Source organism: Acinetobacter sp. YH12201 (assembly GCF_013418145.1).
Classification (GTDB): domain Bacteria; phylum Pseudomonadota; class Gammaproteobacteria; order Pseudomonadales; family Moraxellaceae; genus Acinetobacter.
This window is the reverse complement of record NZ_VPCP01000008.1, coordinates 1-25,957: the sequence shown is the minus strand read 5'-3', so window position 1 is coordinate 25,957 and position 25,957 is coordinate 1. Positions and strand designations below refer to the sequence as shown.

The window sequence follows — 25,957 nt, the reverse complement described above, 5'->3', positions numbered from 1 at the left end:
GTATTTTACTAAAAAGTTTAAGTGGAACTATCATTATGGGTTTGGCGTATATTCAGCTTAAAACTTAATGAGATTAATAAATAAAAAAGCCCAGATCAATTGATCTGGGCTTTTCATATTCTGGAGCGGGAAAGGAGACTCGAACTCCCGACCCCAACCTTGGCAAGGTTATGCTCTACCAACTGAGCTATTCCCGCAATATGGAAGTGAATTATAGAGAGTTTCTTTTAACTGTCAACTCTTTATGCTTCCAAATGATTAATTAATCAGCACGACGCCAAATAGTGCCTTGACGTGTATCTTCCAGAACCACACCTTGATCCAGTAAAGACTGGCGAATTTCATCGGCCTTGGCAAATTCTTTGGCCTTTTTCGCATCTTTACGTTGCTGAATCAAATCTTCAATCTGTTCTTCAGATAAACCTAATGCTTCCTGACCAATATCAGACTTCAAGAAGTCATCAACATTGTACTGAACCAGACCTAGAATATTGGTAAGGTGACGTAAAGTTGAATAATAAACCGCTGCCTGCTCCTGGTTTTCGTCTTTCACTGCACGGTTGAATTCTTTGTTGATTTCAAACAGTACAGCAATGGCTTCTGCTGTATTGAAGTCATCACGCATAGCAGTATTAAAACGTTCAACCAATGCATCATCCAGAGTTTCTACGGTTTTTTCACCGTAGACCTGCTGATAAGCCTTAAATGAATGATAGAAACGGGAAAGGGCTGTTTTGGCTTCTTTTAATGCCACATCCGAGAAGTTCACTGGGCTGCGGTAGTGTGAAGACACAATAAAGTAACGGATCACTTCAGGGTGGAATTTTTCCATCACATCACGAATGGTAAAGAAGTTGCCTAAAGACTTAGACATTTTTTCGCCATCAACATTAATGAAACCGACATGCATCCAGTAATTCACATACTGTTCATCCGTAGATGCTTCTGATTGGGCAATTTCATTTTCATGGTGCGGGAACATTAAGTCTGAACCGCCACCGTGAATGTCAAAATGATTGCCTAGGCAGCAAGTTGACATTGCCGAACATTCGATATGCCAGCCCGGACGGCCATTGCCCCAAGGTGAAGCCCAAGACGGTTCATTTTCTTTGGCATGTTTCCACAGCACAAAGTCAAATGGATGTTTTTTCTCTACTTCAACATCAACGCGTTCAGATGCACCGGCCTGCATATCTTCCAGTTTACGGCCTGAAAGACGGCCATATTTGGCAAATTTTTCCACTTCAAAATACACATCACCATTTGATGATGGATAAGCAGTGCCTTTATTGACTAGGTTACCAATCATGCTTTGCATCTGGTCGATGTAATCAGTCGCACGAGGGGCTTCATCTGGATGCAGACAGCCCAAGTTTTCAGCATCTTCATTCATTGCTTGAATGAAACGATCCGTTAAAGCTGTAATGCTTTCCCCATTTTCATTGGCACGTTTAATAATTTTGTCGTCAATATCGGTAATGTTACGTACGTATTTTACATTCCAGCCCTGACTGCGCAGGAAACGGATAATGTAGTCAAATGCAACCATCACTCGAGCATGCCCAATATGACAGTAGTCATATACGGTCATACCGCAGACATACATGTCGATATGACCTTCTTTACGAGGTACGAATTCTACTTTTTTACGTTGCTCTGAGTTATATAGAACAAATGGCTGCATAGGTCTTCTAAGATGCTTTTACAAAAGATGGCTCATCTTAACCTAAGCATTTTTTTTCATAAAGTTAAAACGAAAAAATGCAGAAGTTTTTTAGGGAATATAAAACTCGATATGAAAATTTAATGTCATTACTTATGGCTTAAGAAAGCACACTGCTCATGAAAATAATCAGCGATACCTGAAAAATAACAATTCAGCAATCAAAATAGTTGTATAGCGGGAATGTGAGTTCATACGGACCAATCTGTCCCGTTCCTCTAGAGCATTCAAGAGCAGAGCATTGAATAAACAGACAGATGTAACATCTAAATCTTATAGATCAAGTGAGCCCTATATCTCATCAATATTTAACAGATCAAGAGAAGTCTGTATTCACCCGCTTCAGCAGGCGCTCTATGCACGCAAGGCAAAACGGGCTGCGTTGGATGATCGACAGCCAAACGCCAAAGATGTCCCTGGCCTAAATTGATCGGTGTTGCATCCGCTTTGGGGGCATAATGCAAATCAAAGAAATATTCTTCCAGGAAATTTTCGAACTCAGTTTCTGGACCATCATGTAAGTCTTTCAGCTTTGCTCTTAATTCGGGAATCAAAATCTTTTGCTCAACCTGATCATTTGGCAAAATATCACTGGCACAACCAGAATAAGTACATAAGAAAGTATCGGTTTCTATAGGTGAGCGGTCAACGTGATAGGAATACACATCTGTTGCAATGAAATCCAGCTCTTCATCCCGTTCATAACTTTTAAGTAAATTAAGAGATGGGGATGCTCCGAAATCGGTTAATAGCTGGATATCTTTTAAGATCATTTCCCGAGCCAGATGACCTTGTTCTGAAAGTTGCAGCGCTAAAAGATCTTCCACAGAAATTTCTGTAATATTCTCTTTTAATTCAAGTTTAGTCACAATCTCTTTAAAATCACCAGCCAGATTTCTATACCAGCACATGGCATTCATATTTCCTTGAAACTTGGAATTGACCAGTTCAGGAAAAGTGGCAACCACACCAATTTGCTTGTGATCAGAAAGCGTATTTTTCATATGAGAATTAAATAATAAACCAAGTTTCATAATATACACTCAGCTTTACATAAATGCAGAATGATTCATGACACATGACCTGAAGAGAGTAAGGATGACGTTCGCGATAAACCTGAGTTTTACTCACCATAATTTCTGCACAATTATTGAAATCTTGTAATTTAGAAACGTGACATTTGCATAGATATGATAAAATTGCGAAAATTATTTTTTGCTTGATTGAATCAACTCTGTATAGAGTAAAGGTAAACCTATTTTGAACCCACCAAATATGCCAAATCAAATAGACTTTCAAAAAGTTGCATTAGAAACTTTGCGTATAGAAGAACGAGCACTGGAAATATTGGCAACACAAATTGACGATCGTTTTAGTCGTGCCTGTGAAATCATCTTGAAGTGTCGAGGGCGTTTAGTCATTACCGGTATGGGGAAGTCAGGGCATATCGGCCGTAAAATGGCAGCAACCTTTGCTTCTACAGGTACGCCGTCATTCTTTATGCACCCAGGTGAAGCGGGACATGGCGATTTGGGCATGCTGGTTCCTGGCGATGTGCTGATTGCCATTTCTAACTCGGGCAAGAGTGATGAAATCATGATGCTCATGCCATTAATCAAGCGTCTGGAAATTCCTCTAATTACCATTAGTGGCGACAACAAAGGCCCTATGCCGCAAAATGCCGATGTCGCTTTAACCTTGGGAAATATTCAGGAAGCCTGTCCACTGGGTCTGGCACCGACCTCAAGCACCACGGCAACTCTGGCTTTAGGCGATGCCTTGGCGGTTGCCTTGCTGGATGCACGTGGTTTTACTGCTGATGATTTTGCGCTGTCTCATCCAGCCGGTGCATTAGGTAAACGCTTGTTGTTACATGTCGAACACCTCATGCACACAGGTACAGAATTGCCAAAAGTCTCTCCAGATACACCAATGAATCAGGTTTTATACGAAATTTCAAACAAACGCCTAGGTTTAACCACAATTGTCGATCAAAATGACGTTCTATTGGGTATTTTTACTGATGGCGATTTACGTCGTTTAATTGATAAACAACAAGGCTTTGATGTGAACTTGCCGGTTTCTGAGGTCATGACTAAAAATCCATTGACCATTTCGCAAGAGGCACGTGCCGTTGAAGCCCTAGAGCGCATGAACGAAAAGAAAATTAATCAATTTGTTGTAGTAGATAGTGCAAACAAGGTTATTGGCGTGATTAGCATGCATGACCTGATTCAAGCCGGGGTAAATTAATAAATGGCATCTTATATTTTATTGGAACAGGCGCGCCATGTTGAAGCTTTGGTTCTTGATGTCGATGGAATTCTGAGTGATGGTTTTGTCACCCTGACCAATACCGGGGATGAAATCAAGTCCTTTGATATCCGTGATGGTTTAGGTATGAAACTCGTACAGAAAGCCGGTGTAAAAGTCATTATTATTACTGGACGTAAAAGCAATATTGTAGAAAAGCGCATGTCTGACTTGGGTGTAGACCTGGTTTTCCAGGGCCGTGAAGACAAAGGCACTGCATTACGCGAAGCCTGTGCCCAATTGAATGTTGCTCCAGAAGACTGTTTATATATGGGCGATGACTGGCCTGATCTTTCGGCATTTGCCATTGCCGGTATGAAAGTGACTGTTCCCAATGGTCATGTCGAAGTTCGACGCCGTGCTGACCTTGTTACTCAGGCCATGGGTGGTCGTGGTGCAGTGCGTGAAATCTGCGACATGATTCTGACGGCCAAAGGGGCTTATGAACAGCTGCTTGAAACCTATACCGCTGCCCCACATTAATTGTTAAACAATTCATTGAATTTGAGTTAAGTGCCACACTTATGGATACAAAAGTTTTATACCTGACTGCTATAGCAATTGCAGCTATAAGTGGTGGTTACTACTATTACAGTGGTAAGGGCAACAAGCTCGAGGTTGATTCAGCCAGAAGCATGACCTATTCCGCTGAAAAAATTAACCTGACTCAAACCGATGACAACGGTAATTTGTATGCCCGTGCTCAGGTCGACCGTATGGAACAGGACATGCAAAAAGAAACGGCCAAACTCGAGAACCTGAATGCCTCGCTGTATAAAAATGGCGCAGTTGATGCCACTTTTTATGCCAAAGTGGCGAACAGTTATGATGACAATCAACGGGTGATTCTGTCAGGAAATGTCGTGGCGACCAAGTTGATGCCACAGGGCAAAATGCAGTTTCAGACCCAGGAATTAACCGGATATCCTGAAACCCGGGAAATTGAGACAGATAAACAGGTCATTGTGCAATCTCCGCAAGCTGAATTTGTAAGCCAAGGTCTGAAAGCCAATTTAAATGACGGTCAATACGAATTTTTTAATATTCGAGGAAAATATGAACCACAATCTTAAGCTTACATTGTCTAAAACTTTGCTTAAACAGGCAGCTTTAGCCGGTTTGGTTGTATTCTCGTCGGCAGCGGCATTGGCCATTCCATCTGACCGAAATCAGCCTATTTCACTGGTTGCTGACCGTGCCACCTATAATGAAAAATCCGGGGTGACGACCTATAGCGGGAATGTCATCATCGAACAGGGCACCATGAGATTGCAAGCCAACTCTATTGTTGCCAATCTGAACAGTCAAAAACAGATCAGTAGCATTACGGCGACAGGCGGTCCGGCACGTTTCCAACAACAAATTGATGTCAATAAAGGCTTGGCGAAAGGTCAGGCACAAAAGATTCTTTATAATGCCCAAACTGGCATTATCACCTTGTCCGGCAATGCATTTTTACAGCAGGATGGGGCAAGTATTCGCGGTAATACTTTGAAATACAGCATGAATAAAGGTGATGTTGAAGCGACAGGTACACCGAACAATACTGGCTCATCTTCAGGTCGCGTACAAATTATTATTCCACCATCTAGCTCAAAAACGTTCCCAGGAGCACGTGATTAATGGATCAACCGCTAAATCAGCCCCAAACATTGTGTATTAAACATCTGGCAAAAAACTATAGTAAAAGATGGGTTGTGAAAGATGTCTCTTTTCAGATGCAGAGTGGACAGATTGTAGGCTTACTTGGTCCAAACGGTGCGGGTAAAACCACAAGTTTCTATATGGTGGTGGGTTTAGTTCGGATGGACAAAGGCGAGATTCATTTGGATGATCTTGATTTGTCAGACTTGGCCATGCATGAACGTGCCCGTAAAGGCATTGGTTATTTGCCGCAAGAAGCCTCAATTTTTAGAAAACTGACGATTTCTGAAAACATTATGGCGATTCTTGAAACCCGTAAAGATCTGAACAAGCAACAGCGTCAACAGCGTTTAAATGAACTATTGGCAGATTTTAAAATCACGCATATTAAGGATTCACTGGGGATGAGTGTGTCTGGTGGTGAGCGCCGTCGTGCTGAAATTGCCCGTGCTTTGGCGGCCGATCCCAAGTTCATGCTGCTTGATGAACCTTTCGCGGGGGTCGATCCTATTTCTGTAGCGGACATCAAGGATATTATCCGTGAACTTAAAGACCGCGGAATTGGTGTACTGATTACCGATCATAACGTACGGGATACATTGGCGATTTGTGAGCATGCCTATATTGTCAGTGAAGGTGCGGTAATTGCAGAGGGTACACCGCAAGAAGTGCTTGAAAATGACACTGTGCGCAAAGTCTATTTGGGTGAAGATTTTACTGTTTAATTAAAGTTTAATCAGAATGATTTAATCTTATAAATTACAGTATCATTTAAGTTTAAATATTTTTAATTATTAAGAAACCTTCTTTTATAGGAGGTTTTTTTGTATCTGCAAGCGGTTCAAAACAGGCTATACTGCTGCTGTATTGTTATTTATTCCAGATTTATGCCATTTACGATTGCCTCATCCGTTACTTTCGAAGAAGACATTAAAAAAAGTCGCTTTCAGGCGATTGCTGCACCAGTCGAAAATGAACAGGATGTCAAAAACTTTTTAGAGTTCCATAAAGATATCACCACCACACATCAGTGCTGGGCATGGAAAATTGGCCATAATGTTCGTTTTAATGATGATGGTGAACCATCAGGTACTGCTGGACGCCCGATTTTGGCAACCATTGAAGGCAATGAATTAACCAATATCATCGTTCTGGTCAATCGCTGGTTTGGCGGTATTAAACTCGGAACGGGAGGGCTAGTTCGGGCCTATGGTGGTTGTGCAGGGCAGTGCCTGGTACTGGCGGAAAAAATTGAACTGATTGAAAAAAAGAAAGTCAGCTTTGCCTCCCATTTTAATGAATGGGCTATTTTTCAGTATGAGTTGAACCACCAAAACATCGAATTTCAAGAACAATATACTGCCACAGGCGTACAGGTCGAAGCCTTGTTACAAGTTCATCAAATTCAGCCTTTGGCACTGAAAATTCAGGATGTGACTCGCGGACGTGAACAACTGAAAATTGTAGAAGAGCCGAACCATGACTGAACAGGATCCGCTATTAAAATATCGTGAACAACATAAGCACCGTTTAAATTACATGCCGTGGCTGTACTGGTCATTAAAACCGAAAAATCGCGGCTGGGCAGAACAGTGGCAAAAAGAATATCAGGCTTATTTGATGGAAATGGAAACTGTCGAAATTGGTGAAAACTGTTTTATTTCACCGCTGGCCCATATTTTTGCCGAGCCGGGCCGGAAAATCACGATTGGTGACAATACTTTTATTGCCGCAGACTGTACCTTGCATGGTCCTTTAGAAATTGGCAATGAAGTGGCCATTAACCATCACTGTATTCTCGATGGTGGGCGCATGGGGATCAAGCTACATGATCAGGTCCGTATAGCTGCATATTGCCATTTATATGCTTTTGACCACGGGATTGAACTTGCACAGCCCATTTACCAGCAAGCGGTACGTTCTCAGGGCATCGAGATTGGTCAGGATGTATGGCTAGGCGCGCATGTGGGTGTTAAAGATGGTATAAAGATTGATGCTCATGCCATTGTCGGCATGAACAGTATGGTCACAAAGGATGTTGAAAAGGCAACTATTGTTGCGGGTAATCCGGCCAGGTTTATTCGTCATCGGGATTAAAAAATCCAAGAAAATGAAGATGAATCAGGGAGTAAGTTTAATTACATAAAAGCCTGCACAGCGGTGAAGAGTTATGCTAAGTTAAAATAACAATTAGACTTAAAGCCTGTATGGGCGAAAAGCGAGGCGAAAATGAAACGTGTAATCGCTTGTATTGATTCTTCTCCATGTGTAAATGCAGTGGCTGAAGCTGCGGCATGGGTTGCAAAGCAGACACAACGTGAATTGGTACTATTACAGGTTTTAGATTATTACCCGGCTAGTTATCATTTGGGGGAAATTAGTGGGGTGATCGGGTTTGAAAGTAATGCAATGTTACTGAAAGAACTGGCAGAACTTGAACAAAAACAAAGTGAACTGGCACTGGATTACAGCAATAATCTTTTAACCCATATTTCTGACATGATTCAGCAGAAGTATGAGATTAGCGCCTCGCATCTGCAAGAAAAAGGCGATTTCCTGGAACAAAGTTTTCATGTGCTTAAAGAAGATGACATCGCCATTATTGGCCGGGTCGGAGAGCGTTCTGCGGAACGAAACAAACCAATAGGCAGTAATGTAGAAAATTTTATTCGTGGTGCAAAATGTACCGTAATGACCGTCGGGGAACAGTTTAAACCACCCACACGATTCATTTTTGCCTATGAATATTCACCAACCTGCGTTAATCTGATGAAACGTGTCGCACAAAGTGATTTATTAAGACTCTTACAGTGCCATCTGTTATATGTAGGTGATCATCCGGAAATACTGAATGAACCTTCGCAGTATTTACGTGATGCCGGGATGGATGTGGTGACTGAATACCGTTATGGCGATGTTTCGGAAAATATACTGGAATACCAAAGTGAACATGGCATACAACTGATATTGCTGGGTGCATTTAGTCACAGCAAGATTCGCCAATTCTTTTTGGGAAGTGTGGCAACAAGTATATTCCGAAACTCAACCGTACCCTTACTGGTGGTGAAATAACTGAGTCAATATCTAACAGGTTTGATTAATAATTGCCCATAGTTATCCGCATAAGTTGTGGATAACTATATGGACAGTATCTGTAAGTTATTAATAAAAAACAAAAAAAATAAAAAGATTGTTTTTTAACCTTTGTGTCATATTATTTCACTATGGCAAGTGCAAAGCCATCATGTCCTTTGCTACCAACTGTTTGTAATGCAGTACAGGACAAAATTCGAGGATGGTCTTGCAAGGCGACAAACATATCGCGAATACCTTCAATACTAGGTTTGTGGTTTGCAGGATTAATGATCTCGCCAGCACGAATCACGTTATCCAGCACAATAATAGTCCCTGAATGGGACAAGTTTAAGCTGAGTTCTAGATACTCTGGATAACTCTGTTTGTCGGCATCAATAAACACAAAGTCAAATGGTTCAAAATCTGCAGGCAATGCCTTTAATACATCTGCTGCACGCCCTACCTTAAGCTCAATGGTCTGCGGAAGTTTGGCATGATCAATATTTTCCTGACCCAAAGCTGCATGAGTATCACGACCCTCAATGGTCAGAATGTAGCCATCTTCTGGTAGCGCACGAGCCAACCACATTGTACTGTAGGCAGCAAAGGTACCCAGTTCCAGTACACGTTTGCACTTGTTCATCTGAATCAGCATTTGCAGCAGCATGCCCTGATTGGGTGCGACTGCGAGGTGATCTGGAAAACCTTTATCTTCAGTATTTTTTAATGTCTGTAGCAGAATGGGGTCTTCTGGAATTAAATGTGAATCGATGTAAGCATCAATCTCTGTCCACATTTGTTGCATAGTCTGGTCACCTGTGTTGCGATGCATGCATTTTAAACTTTTCCATTCAGAGTGCAATTTATCGTTTTGATTTATTGAAAATAGGGCAATAAAAAAGAGATCAGCAGGATCTCTTTTTTACCGCAATACACGATTTTAAAAATTACACATCGAGCTGTGGCGTGAGTGGTCTGGACCCCAGGTGCGGTAACCTTGAGTATCAATATGGATTTGACCAGAAGCATATAGCCCAAGTCCCATATTCAGGCTTTGTCCGTACTGCACCCAGAATTGACATAATTTAAATTTGCTATTTTCAATAAATGCATAATCTTCTGCTTGGGGCACTTCAGGCCCAATACGGAAATCGATCGCCGAATTAAATAAGTGGCGTGATGAATTTGCGCCACCGGCACACTGGTTAAGTGACAAATCCCGGTAAACAGAGGTCACTTCAAAGTCAGTAAGCACTTTGGCAGCAACCAGGTATTTAAAGACACGTAAAGTTGCAATTTGATTGTTCCACAATTCACGGTTAGGAATCATATATTGTGGACGGCCGCATTTTTGCCAGTCACGGGCAGAACGCAACAATTCGAAACTTGGGATAATATTGCCGACACCATTACGTTCCAGAAAATTTTCATATTCACGGACACGATGTAAATTATCACCGATGGCAATCCATGAATTATAAACATAAGGTACTGTTTTAGGTGGAATTGGGCGTTCAAGGCTAATGCGTTCTTGAGGAATGAAGATCCGTTTTCCATGGGGCATTTGCCCTTGTTTCTGAGGAGATGTGCTACATCCAATCATGACAAGTGGGACCAAGCTCAAGCCCAGTAAGCCCTTTAAAACATGCTTCATTATAGAAATCAGATATTTATAAATACATGCTATTTTAATCTAATTTGAAGGATAAAATTTGAAAATATTGCAATCAAATGTTTTTTTAAGTATAAAAAAAGATCAGCCTATGCTGATCTTTTTCAGGCTCAGAAACAGTCTTATTTTTCCAAGTATTGTAACTTGTCGGCTTTACCGTTCCATTCTTCACGATCGGCAGGCTGGTCACCAATTTGAGTGATGTTTGGCCATTTTTGTGAAAGATCGGCATTCAGCTCAATAAAGACTTCCTGACCTTCAGGCAACTCATCTTCCGAGAAAATAGCATTTGCCGGGCATTCAGGTTCGCATAATGCGCAGTCAATACATTCATCTGGATTAATCACGAGGAAATTTGGACCTTCGTAGAAACAATCTACCGGACAAACTTCTACGCAGTCTTGGTATTTACATTTAATACAATTTTCAGTGACAACAAAGGTCATGGCGACAGCTACCTAAAAAATATGGTTCTAGTTACTCTTGCTGTATTTTAGGCAAAAATGCTGCTAAGTAACAATTGCTTTTATTGATATTTATTATATATAAGGCTGTTAATTTTAGTAAAAATTGAATATTTCATTAAATATATGTAGTAAATGAAAAAGACTTCTATTTAGAAGTCTTTTTCTGGCACAGATTTAAATTAGCTTTCCAGGGCATCTTTTAAAGCATAAATTTGTTGCAAGGCTTCCCGGGGAGAAAGATTGTCTACATCCAGCGATCTTAACAACCTTAGTGCAGGGCTATCTTTTTCAATTTCCACTACACGTTCAATAATTTCTACAGCCGGTTCATCGATCGCACTAAACAAGTCATTTTGTACTACCTTATTGACCTGTTGATGTTGCTGTTTTTCCAGAATCTTTAACCGATTTTGTGCTTCTTTAATCACGCTGGCAGGAATACCGGCCAGTTTTGCTACCTGTAAGCCATGGCTTTGACTGGCAGGGCCGTGCTGAACCTTGTGTAGCAGGATTAAATTACCGTTCAGCTCCTTGGCTGTGACATGATAGTTATCAATTCCTGATTCCTTGCCCAGTTCGGTCAACTCGAAATAATGAGTCGCAAACAGGCACAGGCACTTAATCCGTTTGCTCAGGTCAATCACACAAGCCCAGGCTAGAGACAAACCATCATAGGTACTGGTTCCGCGTCCGACTTCATCCATCAGTACCAAAGACTGGTTGGTGGCATGATGCAGAATTTGCGAAGTTTCGGTCATCTCCACCATAAAAGTCGATTTACCGGTCGATAAGTCATCTGCTGAACCAATACGGGTAAACACGCGATCAATCGGGCCTAATACTGCGGACTTTGCAGGCACATAGGAACCGCAATAGGCCAGTAAACTGATCAGTGCGGTTTGACGCATAAAGGTGGATTTGCCGCCCATATTCGGACCGGTCACAATGGCCATACGGTGGTTAAAGTCTAGTGTGGTATCGTTCGGGGTAAAAGCAGTTTTGCTTAAGGCTTCCACCACAGGATGCCGGCCTGCAACAATTTTAACCCCAATTTCAGGGCTGAATTCTGGACGGGACCAGTTGCGTAAACGCGCCTGATGGGCAAAATTGGCCAGCATGTCAATCTGGGCAATAGCGCTGCTCATCATCTGTAAATTGCCAATGTCTTGACGTAATTCATCCAGCAGCATTTCAAACAGCATTTTTTCACGCGCAAGGGCACGTGATTCGCTGGACAGGACTTTATCTTCAAAAGATTTCAGTTCCGGCGTGATATAACGCTCGGCATTTTTTAAGGTCTGGCGACGGATATAATGATCCGGTGCCTGCTCGGCTTGAGCACGAGTCAGTTCAATATAGTAGCCACTGACACGATTATAGCCAATTTTCAGGGTTGAAATGCCGGTGTTGGCACGTTCTTGAGTTTCCAGATCAATCAGGAACTGGCCTGCATGATCACGGATTTTACGCAGCTCATCCAGTTCACTGTCAAATCCTTCTGCAATGACATTGCCATCACGGAGTAATACCGGAGGGTTTTCGACAATCGCAGACATCAGGCGTTGATGCAGGCCATTAAAATCCCCTAGTTCATCTGTCAGCTGCTGAATTAGAACGGATTGCTTAGTCTGCATCATTGGCTGTAGGGCATGGCGTAAAAAAGGAATTTGCGCACAGGCCTGACGTAGTTGTACCAGATCACGCGGACGTGCACTGCCTAAAGCGACACGGCTCAGTACACGTTCAATATCGCTAATTTCTTTCAGGACCAGACGAATCGGTGTTTCATGATAACCGCTCAACATAGCGGCAATGGCATCCAAACGGGCATCCAGTATTTTGGTGTCGCGTAAAGGCTGCATCAGTGTACGGCTGAGCAGTCGGCCACCCATGGCAGTCTGGCAGTCATTGATCAGCTGGAACAGGGATGTACCATGTTCAAATAGAGGTTCAACCAGTTCCAGATTGCGACGCGTGACCGGATCTAGCGCAATAAAATCACTGCTTTGTTCTAGCTGAATCGAGCGGATATGCGGTAAAGCAGTTTTCTGGGTTTCTTTGGCATAATGGATCAGTGCCGCTGCCGCCGCTTTGGCCAGCGGTAAATGGTCAATTCCGAAGCCGGACAGGGTAGATACCGCGAACTGGTCACATAAGGTTTTTTGTGCATTATTCAGGTTGAAATCGACATTCGGACGACGGGTCACAGGGCAGTCGAGTTGTTTTTTGATCTGCTCGATAATATTGGGATCGACAATATCTTCATCTACCACAATTTCACTTGGCATTAAGCGGGAAAGTTCAATTGCCAGTTGTTCGTGATGAAACTCTTGTTGTTGTACCTTGAAAATACCGGCACTTAAATCCAGCAATGCAATACCAATTTGCCCCTGATGTAAGCAGAGTGCAACCAGATTGGAAGACTGATGACTGTTCAATAGCGCATCATCGGTCAGGGTGCCCGGAGTGATGATACGCACCACACCACGCTCCATAGGTGCCTTTCCGCGAGAGCCTGCGCTCTCGCCCTCACCAAGCTGTTCGCAAATGACCACGGTTTCGCCTTTTTTGACCAGACGGGCCAAATAGCCTTCAGCGGCATGATAGGGAACACCTGCCATGGGAATCGGTTCGCCATTGGCCTTACCGCGGTGGGTTAAGGTAATCCCCAGTAATTTGGCGGCTTTATGGGCATCGTCAAAAAACAGTTCATAAAAGTCACCCATGCGATAAAACATCAGGGAGTGCGGGTGCTGCATTTTGACGCTCATGTACTGCTGCATCATCGGCGTTAAAGTGGAAAGATCAGCCATGATTTCCGGGTAACTCATTGAGGTAAAATCCTTAAATATTTAAATACATCTCATCGTTAAAATTTGGCTGTCTCACCAATTTCAAATTTATGCATGAAACGATATGCGTTAAATCCTAGACTCTGGCTTTGTTCTTATTGTTATTTTCAAGCCAACCCGAGCTATGGAAAAACGCTATTTCATTTGCTCAGACATCTTATCAAATTTGCATGAATTGCGAAAAATGCTTTGCAGTAAATGAATAAAAATTAGGAGAACAGTTTGACGGGTTTTATCGCAGTGCTGATTGTACCGGCAATGAAAATGACGCTGCGGGTTGATACGAAACTGGAGAACTCAAGCGGACATTAGGGCTGATGCAAACCAAGTCTGGTTAAATGTAGACGCAAGATACGACGCAATTCTAAAACAGCTTCTGGTGTTTCCTGAATGGAATGACCGCCTTTAATAATTTTTTCCGAAATAGCACCCTCCAGATGGGCACTCTTATAGGGCACTATGTCATCAGTGATCACATGGATATCATTACTGTTGGTGATATTGCCAATAATGGAATGAAAGACCAATCCTTTACGCGGGTTAATGTCTTTGGTCAGTTCAATAAACTTGGACTGATAACTTAAATCACTCGGTCCATTTTGAATCAGGCCATGATCAATCTGCTGTAACAGCTCTTTCAAATCCAGATCCTGAGTTTGTATGCTATCGCTAATCGCAGAGAGGAAAGCTCCGGGAATACGGATGATTTTACGTGCTGCCTTGGTAAACCAGCGATCGGCATAATCGGTTCCCCGATGCGGGGTGGCCAGAAAAATCGCCCGAGAAAAATTAGGAATGTCCTTGATGACCAGGCGCTGCGAAATAATCGGTAATTTTTGAAACTTGTTTAACTGACGATTATTCATCATGGATAAGGCTTTTTGGGTTAAGTCTGCATCACTGACCAAAAGCCGGGCAATAATGCCCCCCATACTATGTCCGACCAGTACCGCATCTTTTTTGGCAGGGGCATTGGCATCGACCTGGGCAAAGGCCTGAGTCAATAGGGCATAAATCTGAAAACGGCTTTCCATAATCGGCATATTAGTTGAATAAAATACCTGCCAGACCTGAAAATTTTCCCGTAGTACTGTGTCCCCCATAATATCGTTAGTCAGACGAATCCATGCTTCAGGGCTGCTGGCCAGACCATGGATTAAGACAATCACTTTTTTATTCGGATTATAAGGTTCCAGCATATATAAATGCGGCATGGTGAGATGATCATCACGGTCAATAAGGGTTAAATAGGCTGCCCGGCCGAGATTGTTTTGTGCAAGCCATAAGCCATAAGGCGTAGAAAAGTTTCCAGCCAGCGGATAGGTCTTTCCGGCCATATTGACCTGATCATATTTGTACGGATCAAAGGCTTTTATTTCAAATTCTGCATTGTTTAAAATGTCTTCTACACTGCTGGCCGCTTTAGGCTGGGCAGTCAGGGTTGCCGCTAAATAGCGGGCCTGATGAATATTGGGATTGACCCCGTTTTTGTAACTGAAATTTATTGGGTTAATAATATATTTATTTTTCCCTTCGCTAATACCATCCTTGACCTGCGGTAGAACCAGGACAAATTCTGAGCCAAAACCATCGCGACGGTTAATGGAACGTAAGCCTGAAAAATTCAGGTTGTAACTGGAAAGCAGCTGCTCGATTTTCTGATTTTTGAGCTGTGGATAGTAATCAAAGTTGATCTGATAAATACTTTTACCCACCTTGACCTGTGGCTCAACTACAGTAGGTTTATGACGCAAGGCATAAGCAGTTACCAGTTTAGCCAGTGCTAAATTATAAAAGTCACGTATTTGCACCTGCCGGTTGTCAAAAATGCGGTCTTTGGGCTGTCGTTTGGTCTTAAACATGTAGGCATAGCTGTAGCGGATACTTTTATCCAGCATATACAGTTGCTGATCCAGACATTGATCATAGGTTTCTTGTTGCTGTTTCTGTTTTTCTTCAGATCGGGTACTGGCTAAAGTACTGGTTTTACAGTCAGAAGAATTTTCAAATTCCAATGCTTTGGCCAGGTAAATTTCGCTGGAGGTAGAGAGCAGCTGTTCGTCCTGAATTTGCGGAATCTGTTGCAGTTCCTGAATACACTGGTCGGGTTGGTCGGAACAGATTTTAGCTTCACGACCGGTCATGGACAGCACATTTAAACTGGCTTCACTCAATTTATTTCGGGTAAGGATACTTTCACGTTCATTGGCAATGGTGACATTAATGCCCTGGCTTTTGACGCTGACAATTTGACAACCTGTAAGCAGATAACTACTCAGCAGCGAGGCAAATAAAAGCTGATATATTTGTTTTGGCATAAAGTATGTCTACGTTCAGTATTTATTTGAGTTTTGTTCATCATACGATGATTCTTCTAATTTTCAATTCGTACATATAAAAATAGACCGTTTTGAACGGTCTATCTGAAAGGTGAATGGACAAAGAAAAATTAAGACGTTTTAGCCGGATTAAGTACTTGCCATACATTCCAGCGACCTTGCTTTTCAATTTCTGCAATTAAACGGTCAGCCACTTCAGCTTCTTGCGGATATTTCACTTTGTAATTTTTCAAGACCTGAATCGCATTTTTCTTTTGTTCCATGGCAATGTAATTGTTTGCCGCAGATAAATAGGCTTCCTGCACACCTGCCTTCATGGCCTTGTCTAAATAAGGAATAGCTTCACGTTGACCACCACCTTCAGATAAGCCAAAACCGAACCAGAAGTTTGCTTCAGCATCTTCTTTGTTAATTTTTAAAATGCGCTGTGCATAAGTTAAAGACTTGGTGGTATAGACTGAACCTAAGTCCAGGTTACGTGCCATAACACTGGCTTTAAATGCACGAATCAACACATCAAAAGAGGCATTTTCTTTAGATGCCAGGGTATCGAGCTGTTGAGTCACTTGTTTCAGTTTGGCTTCAAAGCCTTTACGTTCCTGACGTTCAGTAAAACGAGGCGGATAATGGCGTGCTTTGCCTTCTACCAGCTGCAAGAAGTCATCAACTTCGGTGATATCTACTTCATTGTCACCCGCCACAACCGCATATTTTACATTACGTTGCTTGCTGTTTACGGTAGGAATAATCAGCTTGTTGACATCAAGCATCACTTTTTTCTTTGGATCACCCGGCAGTGTGACTTCCATTTTGGTTACCGGCTGTGCAGCAGCTTTTTGTAAGGCAATTTCAAATGGAGGTGGGGCATCATAGTTAAATGGATTTAGTGCATAAAACGGAGCAGTCAATTCAGGTTCAGTGAAAACGATCGGTGCATTGGAATTTTTATCTTTTGTTGGTGTCGAGCTACAGGCTGAGAGTAAAGAAACAGCAATCAATGTACATGCCAAAGGCTTAAGGGTCATAGGTGTCATCCGTTCATTTAATTTTAAAATTAATTAGTAGGTATGTTCCTCAGTCTAAAAAAACTTTCAGGAACATACAAGTCAGGGCTTGTTAATATTCAGGACAGCCGTTCAGGCTTTGGATTGACTGCTTTGCGCTTCGCATTCACGGCGAACGTCCTCCATAATTTTTAATTCTTCTGCACTAAAAGGTTGTTCATTCTGCTGCTGCTTTTTAAATGAAGGATCAATCACTGATAAACGCTGACATAGGGTATTCATACGTTTTTCATTAAGCTGAATCCGGTCCAGCAGTACGCGCATGCCATCCAGAATCGGGTCAGACTGGTCCTGTGTAGCTGCATAAGGCTGAAAGCCAATACTTTCTGCATAATCACGACGGCGGGCTTCTTCTGCATCTTTAGGTTTATCTTTGGTAATAAAGCGTGCCGGGTTTCCTACAGCAGTCGTATTCGGTGGAACAGCCTTGGTTACGACGGCATTGGAACCGACTTTGGCATTTTTACCCACGGTAAAAGGGCCCAGAATTTTGGCACCTGCACCAACCACCACGCCATCTTCCAGCGTAGGATGACGTTTGCCCTTGTTCCAGGTGGTACCGCCCAAAGTGACGCCGTGATAGAGCGTGACATCATCTCCAATTTCAGCCGTTTCACCAATTACTACACCCATGCCATGATCGATAAAGAAACGGCGCCCGATTTTGGCACCCGGATGGATTTCAATGCCGGTGGCAAAACGGCTAAAAGAAGACAGCAGGCGAGCAGAGCCTTTACACTCTTTTTGCCAAAGTTCATGGGCAATACGGTGCATGATCAGTGCATGAATGCCGGGATAGGTAGTGAGAACTTCTAAAGTGTTTCGTGCTGCAGGATCGCGCGCGAATACAGCTTGGATGTCTTCTTTGAGCTGTTTAAGCATTGGATTGATCCTCTGAAGAATCGGTTGTTTTGTCTGTAGATTTTTTCCATGTACCATTGTTCAATGCCTGTACACGGCTAAAGATGCCACGCAGTAAATGATATTCCATACGATCTAATTGTATACGTCCAAATAAACGACGCAAGCGTAAAGGCAATAATCGTGGGTTTTTCGGGTCCATAAATTCAATTTCGGCCAGCATTTTTTCAATATGTGGGTAAAACTGTTCCATCTGTTCATGCGTTACCAAAGGCTCATCCCACTGCATGTCAATGTCATCGGTGACATGCATGGTGGCTTTAGGGTCTTCCGCCTGTTCAGTCAATGCCATGGCAGCCATACGCATTTCATAGCAAATGACCTGAATGGCCTGAGCAACATTCAGTACGCCATAATCGCTATTGACCGGAATGGTGACATGATAATTGGCCATCGCCAGTTCTTCATTGGTCAGACCGCGATCTTCACGACCAAATACAATCGCAATTTCCTGTTTGTTCTGTACCACAGCTTGCAATGATTTTTCTGCAGCAGGGCGGGCATCGAGTAAAGGCCAGGGAATGGTGCGGTTACGTGCACTGGTACCAAAGACCAGATGACAATCCTTAATCGCTTCTTGCAAAGTCGGCACAATTTCAATCTGTTCAATCAGATCGGTTGCGCCTGCGGCCAGTGCATCAATATCAGGATGCGGATAGATTTTAGGCTCTACCAGTACCAGTCTGGATAGGCCCATGGTTTTCATGGCACGTAAGGCGCTGCCGATATTGGCAGGCAAGGTAGTATTGACCATGACAATACGCACATGAGAGAGATGTGCGGAAACCACAGCATTGTCAACTTGACTCATAAGGTGTCCGATTTGAATTTAAATATTTAAAAATTAAGAATATTGAGTGGCTTCAGCCTGATACATATCCATCGCTTCATCCATGCTCACATTGGCTGGAGGCGGCGGGACATTCGCAGGCATGGCCTGCTCGTAACTCACAGCTTTGGCCGCCTTGGATTTGACCTGATATTCAATATGAATTACGTCTTTACCAAAATAGTCACGTAATTTCGTCAGTAACTCATCCAGTGGAGCCACCTTCCAATTCAGGCCCAGGTTGATATCAGCAGAGGCATAGGAATAATCAATGTGTAATTGCATCGGGATATGATTGCACATATCGACATTACAGAATGGCATTAAGATTTTGCGTAAATCCTGACTGAGTGAAGGGTTGAGATGTTCCGCGTTCAGCTTGATTTGAATACTGTTGGCACGTTTCTGACGAATTTCATTCAGGCTAAAGGCTTTGGTCAGGCGTCCCATAGGACGGTCAAAACCTTCACGTTCATAAATTTCTCCTTCAATCACCACCACTTTTTCATTTTGAATAATGTCTTTAAAGCGTTGGAAACGTTCGTGATTGGCCGAGACTTCTATACGTGCAGTGCCATCATCCAGAGTAACCATCATGCGGTTCGGGAAGTTGGCGACATCGACCACCAGCCCGGCAAATACGGTAGTCACACCACGGCGTGTAGGGGTGAGCTCATTAATACGTGCAGGAATAAAGGATTTAAGTTCTGGACGATACACATCAATCGGATGTCCGGTTAAATACAGTCCCAAAGTGTCTTTTTCACCTTTGAGGCGAACTTCATCTGACCACGGTTTGACCGGTTTGGCTGGTTTGCGCTGAACTTCCTCAACTTCACCGAATAAATCCATGATGCCAGATTCACGGTTTGAACGTGCCTGTTCTGCGGCTTGAACCGCTTCAGGAAGTTGCGCCATGAGGTCAGCACGTTCAATGCCCAAACAGTCCATCGCACCTGCACGGATGAGTGCTTCAAGGGTACGTTTATTGATTTTTTTCAGATCGACTCGGTGGCAGAAATCAAACAAATCTTTATAAGGACCATCCTGTATGCGTGAATCAATCACCGACTGCATTGCAGCTTCACCCACGCCTTTAATTGCACCTAAACCATAGACAATGGTATTCGGACTGCTGGCATGGAAATTATATAAGGACATATTGATAGATGGCGGAAGAACTTCCAGACCATTAATACGGCAGTCATCAATCAGGAACACGATGTTGTCGGTGTTCTGCATTTCCGAGGTCATTACCGCAGACATAAACTCTGCAGGATAATGTGCTTTTAGCCATGCGGTCTGATAAGCAACCAGGGCATAGGCGGCAGCATGTGATTTGTTGAAACCATAACCGGCAAATTTTTCCATATAGTCGAAGATATGGTTGGCGGTCGCTTCATCAATATCTTTTTCAGCAGCACCTTTAATAAAGATCTGGCGCTGCTTGACCATTTCCTCAGGTTTTTTCTTACCCATGGCACGGCGCAGTAAATCCGCACCGCCCAGACTATAACCGGCACAGAACTGTGCAGCCTGCATCACCTGTTCCTGATACACCATAATCCCGTAGGTCGGTTCCAGAACTTTTTCCAGTAATGGGTGCAGGTATTCAAACTCACCGCCATGCATACGATGAATAAAGTCAGGAATCAGGTCCATTGGACCCGGACGGTACAAAGACACGAAGGCAATAATTTCTTCGAATTTGCTTGGACGTGCTTCCTTGAGCATTTTTTTCATGCCCACGGATTCAAACTGGAATACCGCAGTGGTGTTGGCGTTGGCAAAGATTTCGTAGGCCGGTTTATCATCCAGTGGAATATAGGAAATATTGACCGGTTCTGTGACATCTGGACGCGCATTGATATGCTTAATCGCATCTTCAATTACGGTTAAGTTACGTAAACCCAAGAAGTCGAACTTGACCAGACCAGCTGCTTCGACATCGTCCTTATCGAACTGGGCAACACGGTTAGTTCCGTCGGCATCACACATTACAGCTGAGTAGTCGGTCAGCTTGGTCGGTGCAATCACCACACCACCGGCATGTTTACCGGTATTACGGGTAATGCCTTCAAGTTTGAGTGCCATTTCCCAGATTTCAGCGGCATCGTCATTGTCCGGGTTGGACGGATTGGTGACAATATCCTTGAGCTGCGGCTCAGCTTCCAGCGATTCTTCCAGACTCAAACCCAAGGGCTTGGTTGGAATCATTTTGGAAATACGGTCCGCCAGACCATAGGATTTACCTAAAACACGTGCCACGTCCCGAATTGCACCTTTGGCCGCCATGGTCCCGAAAGTGGCAATCTGTGATACCGCATCTCGGCCATAAGTACGTGCCACATAGTCAATTACGCGGTCACGACCGGCAATACAGAAATCGACGTCAAAGTCGGGCATCGACACACGTTCCGGGTTCAAGAAACGTTCGAACAGCAGGTCATAACGCAGTGGATCCAGATCGGTAATTTTTAAGCTATACGCCACCAGTGAACCGGCACCTGAACCACGGCCCGGGCCGACAGGTACACCGTTACCTTTGGACCATTGAATAAAGTCCATCACGATCAGGAAGTAACCGGGGAAACCCATGTCGAGAATAATCTTTACTTCGAAGGCTAAACGCTCGTCATAAGGTTTACGGATTTCCGGCCAGTCTTCACCGCGCTTTTCAGGTGGATATAGGAAGTTAAGTCGTTCTTCCAGACCTTGTTCGGATAAATGTGCAAAGTAGGTATCAATGGTATGACCTTCCGGAATTGGGTAGTCCGGTAAGTCATTAAAACCTAAGCGTAAAGTCACATTACAACGCTTGGCAATGTGGTAGGTATTTTCAATGGCTGTTGGAATATCTGAAAATAGTTCCGTCATTTCTACAGCAGTTTTAAAGTACTGTTCAGGGCTATAGGTTTTAGGACGGCGGTTATCACCCAATACATAACCATCGGCAATACAGACCCGGGCTTCATGTGCTTCAAAATCATCACGTGTAATGAAGTGTACGTCGTTATGGGCGACCACGCCTATATTGTATTTTTTTGCAAGTTTGACAGCTTCTTCAATAAAGGCATCTTCATCAGGACGGTTGGTACGGGTCAAAGCTAAATAAACCCGATTGCCGAATTTTTCAATCCATTCTTGAAGGAGGGGTTCAGCTTTATCTGGATTTGATGTGATCAGCATTTTGCCAACATCAGATTGCATGCCCAATAGCACAATCAGGTCTTGATGCTGATCTAAAATCCAGTCTTTTTGTACACAAGGAATATCGAGTTGCTGACCTGAAATAAAACCTTGAGAAACCAGTTCGGTCAGACTGCGCCAGCCTTTATTGGTCATGGACAATAATGTCACACGATGTTCAGCATCATTCAGGCGGATTTCTGAACCTAAAATAGGTTTAATGCCTTTATCCAGACATTTTTTATAGAATTTTACCGCAGCATGCAGGTTGGACAGGTCGGTAATGGCCAGTGCTGGCATTTCATCATTTGCAGCAGCTTTAATTAGATCAGATATACGTACGATAGATTCTGTAATGGAAAATTCTGTATGTATACCAAGATGAACAAAGTGCATAAATGAGTCCCTGCAAAAACCACTGGATAGTTTAGCATGCTCTAGGAAAAGTCATGGATTATTATTTAGCTAATTCAAGTTCAAAATTGACTTTTTAAGTGTGATGAATAGGTGATTAAAATCATATCAGTAGGCTAAACGAATTTGAGTCCTCCTAATATTGATTGGAAGTGAAGCGGTACTTAAACTTAATTCTGAATATAAAAAAGCCCTCAATCGAGAGGGCATTCAATAATGGTATTTTATCTTAATCGTGACAGCCATTCACCAAAGGTCTGTACAAATTGCACCAGCAATAACAGCACAATCACGGTCAAAATGACTACACTGGTATCAAAACGCTGGTAACCGTAGGAAATGGCCAGATCGCCAATACCACCGGCACCGACCGCACCAGCCATCGCCGTTGCACCAATCAGGCTAATGGTTGCCGTAGTAAGGTTTAAAATCAGTGAACTGCGTGCTTCAGGCAAAATGAACTTGAAAATAATTTGCAGGGGCGAAGCACCCATGGCTTGCGCTGATTCGATAATACCTTCATTTACTTCAAGCAATGAAGTTTCAATCAATCGACCCATATAAGGACCAATATAAATGGTCAACGGCACAATTGCCGCCCATGTACCAATTGATGTGCCCACGAGTAATTTAGTCAGTGGAATAAAGGCAATCAGCAGGATAATAAAGGGTAAGGAACGTAGCGCATTTACAATCGGGTTTAAGCCATGATAAATCACCCGGTTTGGCAAAATGCCTGCCGGACGGGTCACCAGCAAAATGATGGCCTGGATAAAGCCCCAGATACAACCAAACAGCATGGCAAAGAACACCATGTGCAAGGTTTCTTGCAGCGCGGTTACAAACTGGTCAATCGAAAGTGAGCTTTTCCAGTAAGGCGCCGTGATTTCAGTCAGCCATTGAACAATTAAATCTCTCATGCGCTGACTCCAGACTGTTCAACTTTGACCCCATTTTGCTGGAAAAATGCAACAGCTTGCTCAATCACCACAGGATCACCTAGCAGCTGGACAAACATTTGTCCTATTACTGAACCGTTAATTTCAGTCATATTGGCAAACAGAATATTCAAGCTGATATCAAACTGTTTAATGGCTGCCTGTACTACGGTTTCTTGTGCAGATGTACCCAAAAATTGCAGGCTATAAATGCTGTTATGATTTTGATTTTCCAGGTTTTGTAGAATATTAAAAGGAAGTTGCTGCTGCAAAACGGTCTGAATAAAATTCTTCGTGGTTGGATGCTGTGGCTGACTGAAAATTTCCAGCGTCGAACCGGTTTCGATCACTTTACCCTGTTCCATTACCGCAACATAATCACAAACAGATTCAATCACATCCATTTCATGGGTCACCATAACAATGGTAATGCCTTGTTCTTTATTAATCTTTTTAAGCAAATCTAAAACAGATTTGGTGGTTTGCGGATCCAGTGCCGAAGTCGCTTCATCACAGAGTAAAATTTTAGGATGATTGGCGAGGGCACGGGCAATACCGACACGCTGTTTTTGACCGCCAGACAGTTCATCCGGATAAGCATCTTTCTTATGCTTAAGATCGATAAACTCGAGCAATTCCGCTAAACGTTTTTCACGCTCGGCTTTGCTCCAGCCCAACAGTTTCATTGGCATTTCAATATTGGCTGCGACAGTTTTACTCTGCAACAAATTAAAATGCTGAAAGATCATCCCGATGTTGGCACGTTCCTGACGTAATGAACGTGCATCCAATGCGGTAAAATCTTTTTGATTAATGATGACTTGACCATCATTTGGTCGTTCCAGCAAATTAATCAGGCGGATTAAGGTACTTTTACCCGCACCACTATAGCCAATAATGCCAAAAATACTGCCATCTGGAATCTGTAAATTAATTTGATCCAAGGCACGAATTGTTTGACCTTTAAGCTGATAATGTTTTGAAATATTTTTAAATTCAATCATATGGTCAAAAACTATCTATAAAAAGAAAAACAGGCAAAGAAACTTTGCCTGTTTAGATAAACCAATTATATTACTATTTCGAGTCAGTGAGATAGCTAATCGGTTTATTTACGTCAACTTTGGTACCGCCAAATTTCTGTTGCACAAATTTTTTCACGGCTTCAGAGTGGTAAAGTGCACCTACTTTTTGCAATACTGGGTCATTTTGACGACCTTCTGCAACAGCAAGAATATTGACATTCATTTTGGTGCTTTGGTCGATTGGCTCATAATAAATAGAGTCTTTCAGCACATTTAAGCCACCTTCCATTGCCAAAGTATTACCCAAAACAATGGCATCGACTTCGTCTTTTACACGTACAGCAGTTGCCATCTGAATTGGTTTGATCACAATTTTTTTGTTGTTTTCAACAACATCGGCAGGGGTGCCTTTTACGTTGTCAAAATTAGTTTTTAATTTAACCAAACCGGCAGATTGAAGTAACAATAATGCACGTGATTCATTTGCACCATCGTTAGGAATGGCAATCGTTGCACCTGTTTTGAATTCATCAAGTTTCTTCACTTTACTTGAATAAATACCCATTGGTTCCAGGTAAGTGGTAGAAAGCGGAGCAATCTTGTCTTTATTGGATTCGTTAAAAGCAACCAGGTAGGCATAAGACTGGAAGGCATTCACATCAATTTCTTTATTGGCTACTGCTGTGTTCATAGACACATAGTCAGTGAAGTTTTTCACTTCAAGCTTAATACCAGCAGTTTTGGTTTCCGGAAGTGTGGCAATATAACGCCAAACTTCTGCATCCGAACCTGTAGACGCCATAGTGACCGTTTGCAGACCATTCGCGTCTTTTGTTTGAGCTGCATTATTTGCAGGCGCTTCTTGCTTACCACAGCCAGACAAGCCAACTGAAAGACCTAAAACAAGACCAAGGAGCTTTTTCATGTATATGTCCTAGTAAATTTAATTTGGCGATAAATTTACGAATATGTCATTGGAGAGATTAAATCAAGTGTGAATCAGATCAACTGATTGATGCAGATAACTTTAAAATGTCCCATTCATCAACGCAATTGGATATCGGTAGCATCATGGAGAGATGTTTTTTGTTTGAAAAAAGCAAATTGCTGTAATCAAACAATTTTCATGATGACTTATTCCTAAAAATTGGATACATCATAACAATTTTTTTTATGCATAATAGTGATTATAAATCTGATATTTAGCTTAATTTTGCATAAAAAAGTGAGACGTTTTTATAAATTAATTCATAAAACAATAGATTAAATTTATTGAAATGAGTAAAACCGATAATTAAAGAATTTTGTTTCTATATAAATTTTTTGAAAATACAAAGCTAAAAAATGGATATTGATAAAAATACTCTCTGTACACGACAAATTTCACAGAACCCTTATCCTATCAGGATTCTGCTTTCTTAAAATTGCCAAAATTTCCTTAAACTCTTCTTTTTTCCCAAAACCAATTAAACGCTGAATCGCCATTTGAACA

At 42.4% G+C, this 25,957-nt stretch carries 22 protein-coding genes and 1 tRNA gene; 8 read left to right on the top strand and 15 right to left on the bottom strand.

What is annotated here, in order from left to right:
- Positions 1-121 precede the first annotated feature (121 nt).
- The 3 genes from FTU91_RS03200 to FTU91_RS03190 all read right to left on the bottom strand — a co-directional run bounded on the left by FTU91_RS03200 (position 122) and on the right by FTU91_RS03190 (position 2,727).
- Positions 122-197, bottom strand: a tRNA-Gly gene (locus FTU91_RS03200).
- A 65-nt stretch (positions 198-262) separates the two neighbouring features.
- A complete protein-coding gene (cysS, locus tag FTU91_RS03195; protein WP_180043092.1) occupies positions 263-1,684 on the bottom strand; it encodes a cysteine--tRNA ligase in 1,422 nt (473 codons plus the stop codon).
- Between the two features lie 347 nt (positions 1,685-2,031).
- Positions 2,032-2,727: a DUF1826 domain-containing protein gene (locus tag FTU91_RS03190; protein WP_180043119.1), complete on the bottom strand. Its 696-nt coding sequence runs from the start codon at positions 2,725-2,727 to the stop codon at positions 2,032-2,034.
- Positions 2,728-2,998: 271 nt separating this feature from the next.
- Here FTU91_RS03190 and FTU91_RS03185 point away from each other — a divergent pair, with 271 nt between their 5' ends.
- The 8 genes from FTU91_RS03185 to FTU91_RS03150 all read left to right on the top strand — a co-directional run bounded on the left by FTU91_RS03185 (position 2,999) and on the right by FTU91_RS03150 (position 8,752).
- On the top strand, positions 2,999-3,976 hold the full coding sequence (locus tag FTU91_RS03185) for a KpsF/GutQ family sugar-phosphate isomerase (RefSeq protein ID WP_180043091.1): 978 nt from the start codon (positions 2,999-3,001) through the stop codon (positions 3,974-3,976).
- Positions 3,977-3,979: 3 nt separating this feature from the next.
- A complete protein-coding gene (locus FTU91_RS03180; protein WP_092819354.1) occupies positions 3,980-4,519 on the top strand; it encodes an HAD family hydrolase in 540 nt (179 codons plus the stop codon).
- Positions 4,520-4,560: 41 nt separating this feature from the next.
- Positions 4,561-5,109, top strand: a complete 549-nt coding sequence (gene lptC, locus FTU91_RS03175) for an LPS export ABC transporter periplasmic protein LptC (RefSeq protein ID WP_180043090.1) — start codon at positions 4,561-4,563, stop codon at positions 5,107-5,109.
- Complete coding sequence (lptA, locus tag FTU91_RS03170) at positions 5,093-5,659, top strand: lipopolysaccharide transport periplasmic protein LptA (RefSeq protein ID WP_180043089.1); 567 nt, start codon at positions 5,093-5,095, stop codon at positions 5,657-5,659. Before lptC ends, lptA begins: the two co-directional genes overlap by 17 nt.
- The gene (gene lptB / locus FTU91_RS03165; protein WP_166168127.1) at positions 5,659-6,405 is read left to right on the top strand and encodes an LPS export ABC transporter ATP-binding protein; all 747 of its coding nucleotides are present in this window, start codon (positions 5,659-5,661) and stop codon (positions 6,403-6,405) included. Before lptA ends, lptB begins: the two co-directional genes overlap by 1 nt.
- A 162-nt stretch (positions 6,406-6,567) precedes the next feature.
- On the top strand, positions 6,568-7,167 hold the full coding sequence (locus FTU91_RS03160) for a YigZ family protein (RefSeq protein ID WP_180043663.1): 600 nt from the start codon (positions 6,568-6,570) through the stop codon (positions 7,165-7,167).
- The gene (locus FTU91_RS03155; protein WP_180043661.1) at positions 7,160-7,777 is read left to right on the top strand and encodes an acyltransferase; all 618 of its coding nucleotides are present in this window, start codon (positions 7,160-7,162) and stop codon (positions 7,775-7,777) included. Before FTU91_RS03160 ends, FTU91_RS03155 begins: the two co-directional genes overlap by 8 nt.
- A 132-nt stretch (positions 7,778-7,909) precedes the next feature.
- Positions 7,910-8,752 carry a universal stress protein gene (locus FTU91_RS03150; RefSeq protein ID WP_180043659.1) on the top strand — a complete coding sequence of 281 codons (843 nt, stop codon included), beginning with the start codon at positions 7,910-7,912 and terminating at the stop codon, positions 8,750-8,752.
- Between the two features lie 142 nt (positions 8,753-8,894).
- Here the strand turns inward: FTU91_RS03150 and FTU91_RS03145 are convergent, their stop codons facing one another.
- The 12 genes from FTU91_RS03145 to FTU91_RS03090 form a co-directional block, all read right to left on the bottom strand.
- A complete protein-coding gene (locus tag FTU91_RS03145; protein ID WP_180043665.1) occupies positions 8,895-9,560 on the bottom strand; it encodes an O-methyltransferase in 666 nt (221 codons plus the stop codon).
- Between the two features lie 135 nt (positions 9,561-9,695).
- Positions 9,696-10,409, bottom strand: coding sequence for a D-Ala-D-Ala carboxypeptidase family metallohydrolase (locus FTU91_RS03140; protein ID WP_086195110.1), 714 nt, complete (start codon positions 10,407-10,409; stop codon positions 9,696-9,698).
- Between the two features lie 140 nt (positions 10,410-10,549).
- Positions 10,550-10,873: a ferredoxin FdxA gene (gene fdxA / locus FTU91_RS03135; RefSeq protein ID WP_004279936.1), complete on the bottom strand. Its 324-nt coding sequence runs from the start codon at positions 10,871-10,873 to the stop codon at positions 10,550-10,552.
- 200 nt (positions 10,874-11,073) lie between these two features.
- Complete coding sequence (mutS, locus tag FTU91_RS03130; protein WP_180043655.1) at positions 11,074-13,725, bottom strand: DNA mismatch repair protein MutS; 2,652 nt, start codon at positions 13,723-13,725, stop codon at positions 11,074-11,076.
- Between the two features lie 329 nt (positions 13,726-14,054).
- Complete coding sequence (locus FTU91_RS03125; RefSeq protein ID WP_180043653.1) at positions 14,055-16,064, bottom strand: alpha/beta fold hydrolase; 2,010 nt, start codon at positions 16,062-16,064, stop codon at positions 14,055-14,057.
- 131 nt (positions 16,065-16,195) lie between these two features.
- The gene (locus tag FTU91_RS03120) at positions 16,196-17,110 is read right to left on the bottom strand and encodes an ABUW_2363 family tetratricopeptide repeat lipoprotein (protein WP_180043651.1); all 915 of its coding nucleotides are present in this window, start codon (positions 17,108-17,110) and stop codon (positions 16,196-16,198) included.
- Positions 17,111-17,221: 111 nt separating this feature from the next.
- Positions 17,222-18,031 carry a serine O-acetyltransferase gene (gene cysE / locus FTU91_RS03115; protein WP_086195115.1) on the bottom strand — a complete coding sequence of 270 codons (810 nt, stop codon included), beginning with the start codon at positions 18,029-18,031 and terminating at the stop codon, positions 17,222-17,224.
- Entirely contained in the window at positions 18,024-18,881 is an 858-nt protein-coding gene (locus FTU91_RS03110; protein ID WP_086195116.1) for an RNA methyltransferase, read from the bottom strand. The genes cysE and FTU91_RS03110 overlap by 8 nt, the downstream gene beginning before the upstream one ends.
- A 33-nt stretch (positions 18,882-18,914) precedes the next feature.
- The gene (gene dnaE / locus FTU91_RS03105) at positions 18,915-22,484 is read right to left on the bottom strand and encodes a DNA polymerase III subunit alpha (RefSeq protein WP_086195117.1); all 3,570 of its coding nucleotides are present in this window, start codon (positions 22,482-22,484) and stop codon (positions 18,915-18,917) included.
- Positions 22,485-22,726: 242 nt separating this feature from the next.
- Positions 22,727-23,422 carry a methionine ABC transporter permease gene (locus FTU91_RS03100; RefSeq protein ID WP_086195118.1) on the bottom strand — a complete coding sequence of 232 codons (696 nt, stop codon included), beginning with the start codon at positions 23,420-23,422 and terminating at the stop codon, positions 22,727-22,729.
- Positions 23,419-24,444, bottom strand: coding sequence for a methionine ABC transporter ATP-binding protein (locus FTU91_RS03095; protein WP_180043649.1), 1,026 nt, complete (start codon positions 24,442-24,444; stop codon positions 23,419-23,421). Before FTU91_RS03095 ends, FTU91_RS03100 begins: the two co-directional genes overlap by 4 nt.
- Before the next feature lie 73 nt (positions 24,445-24,517).
- Positions 24,518-25,390, bottom strand: coding sequence for a MetQ/NlpA family ABC transporter substrate-binding protein (locus tag FTU91_RS03090; protein ID WP_086195120.1), 873 nt, complete (start codon positions 25,388-25,390; stop codon positions 24,518-24,520).
- Between the last annotated feature and the right edge of the window lie 567 nt (positions 25,391-25,957).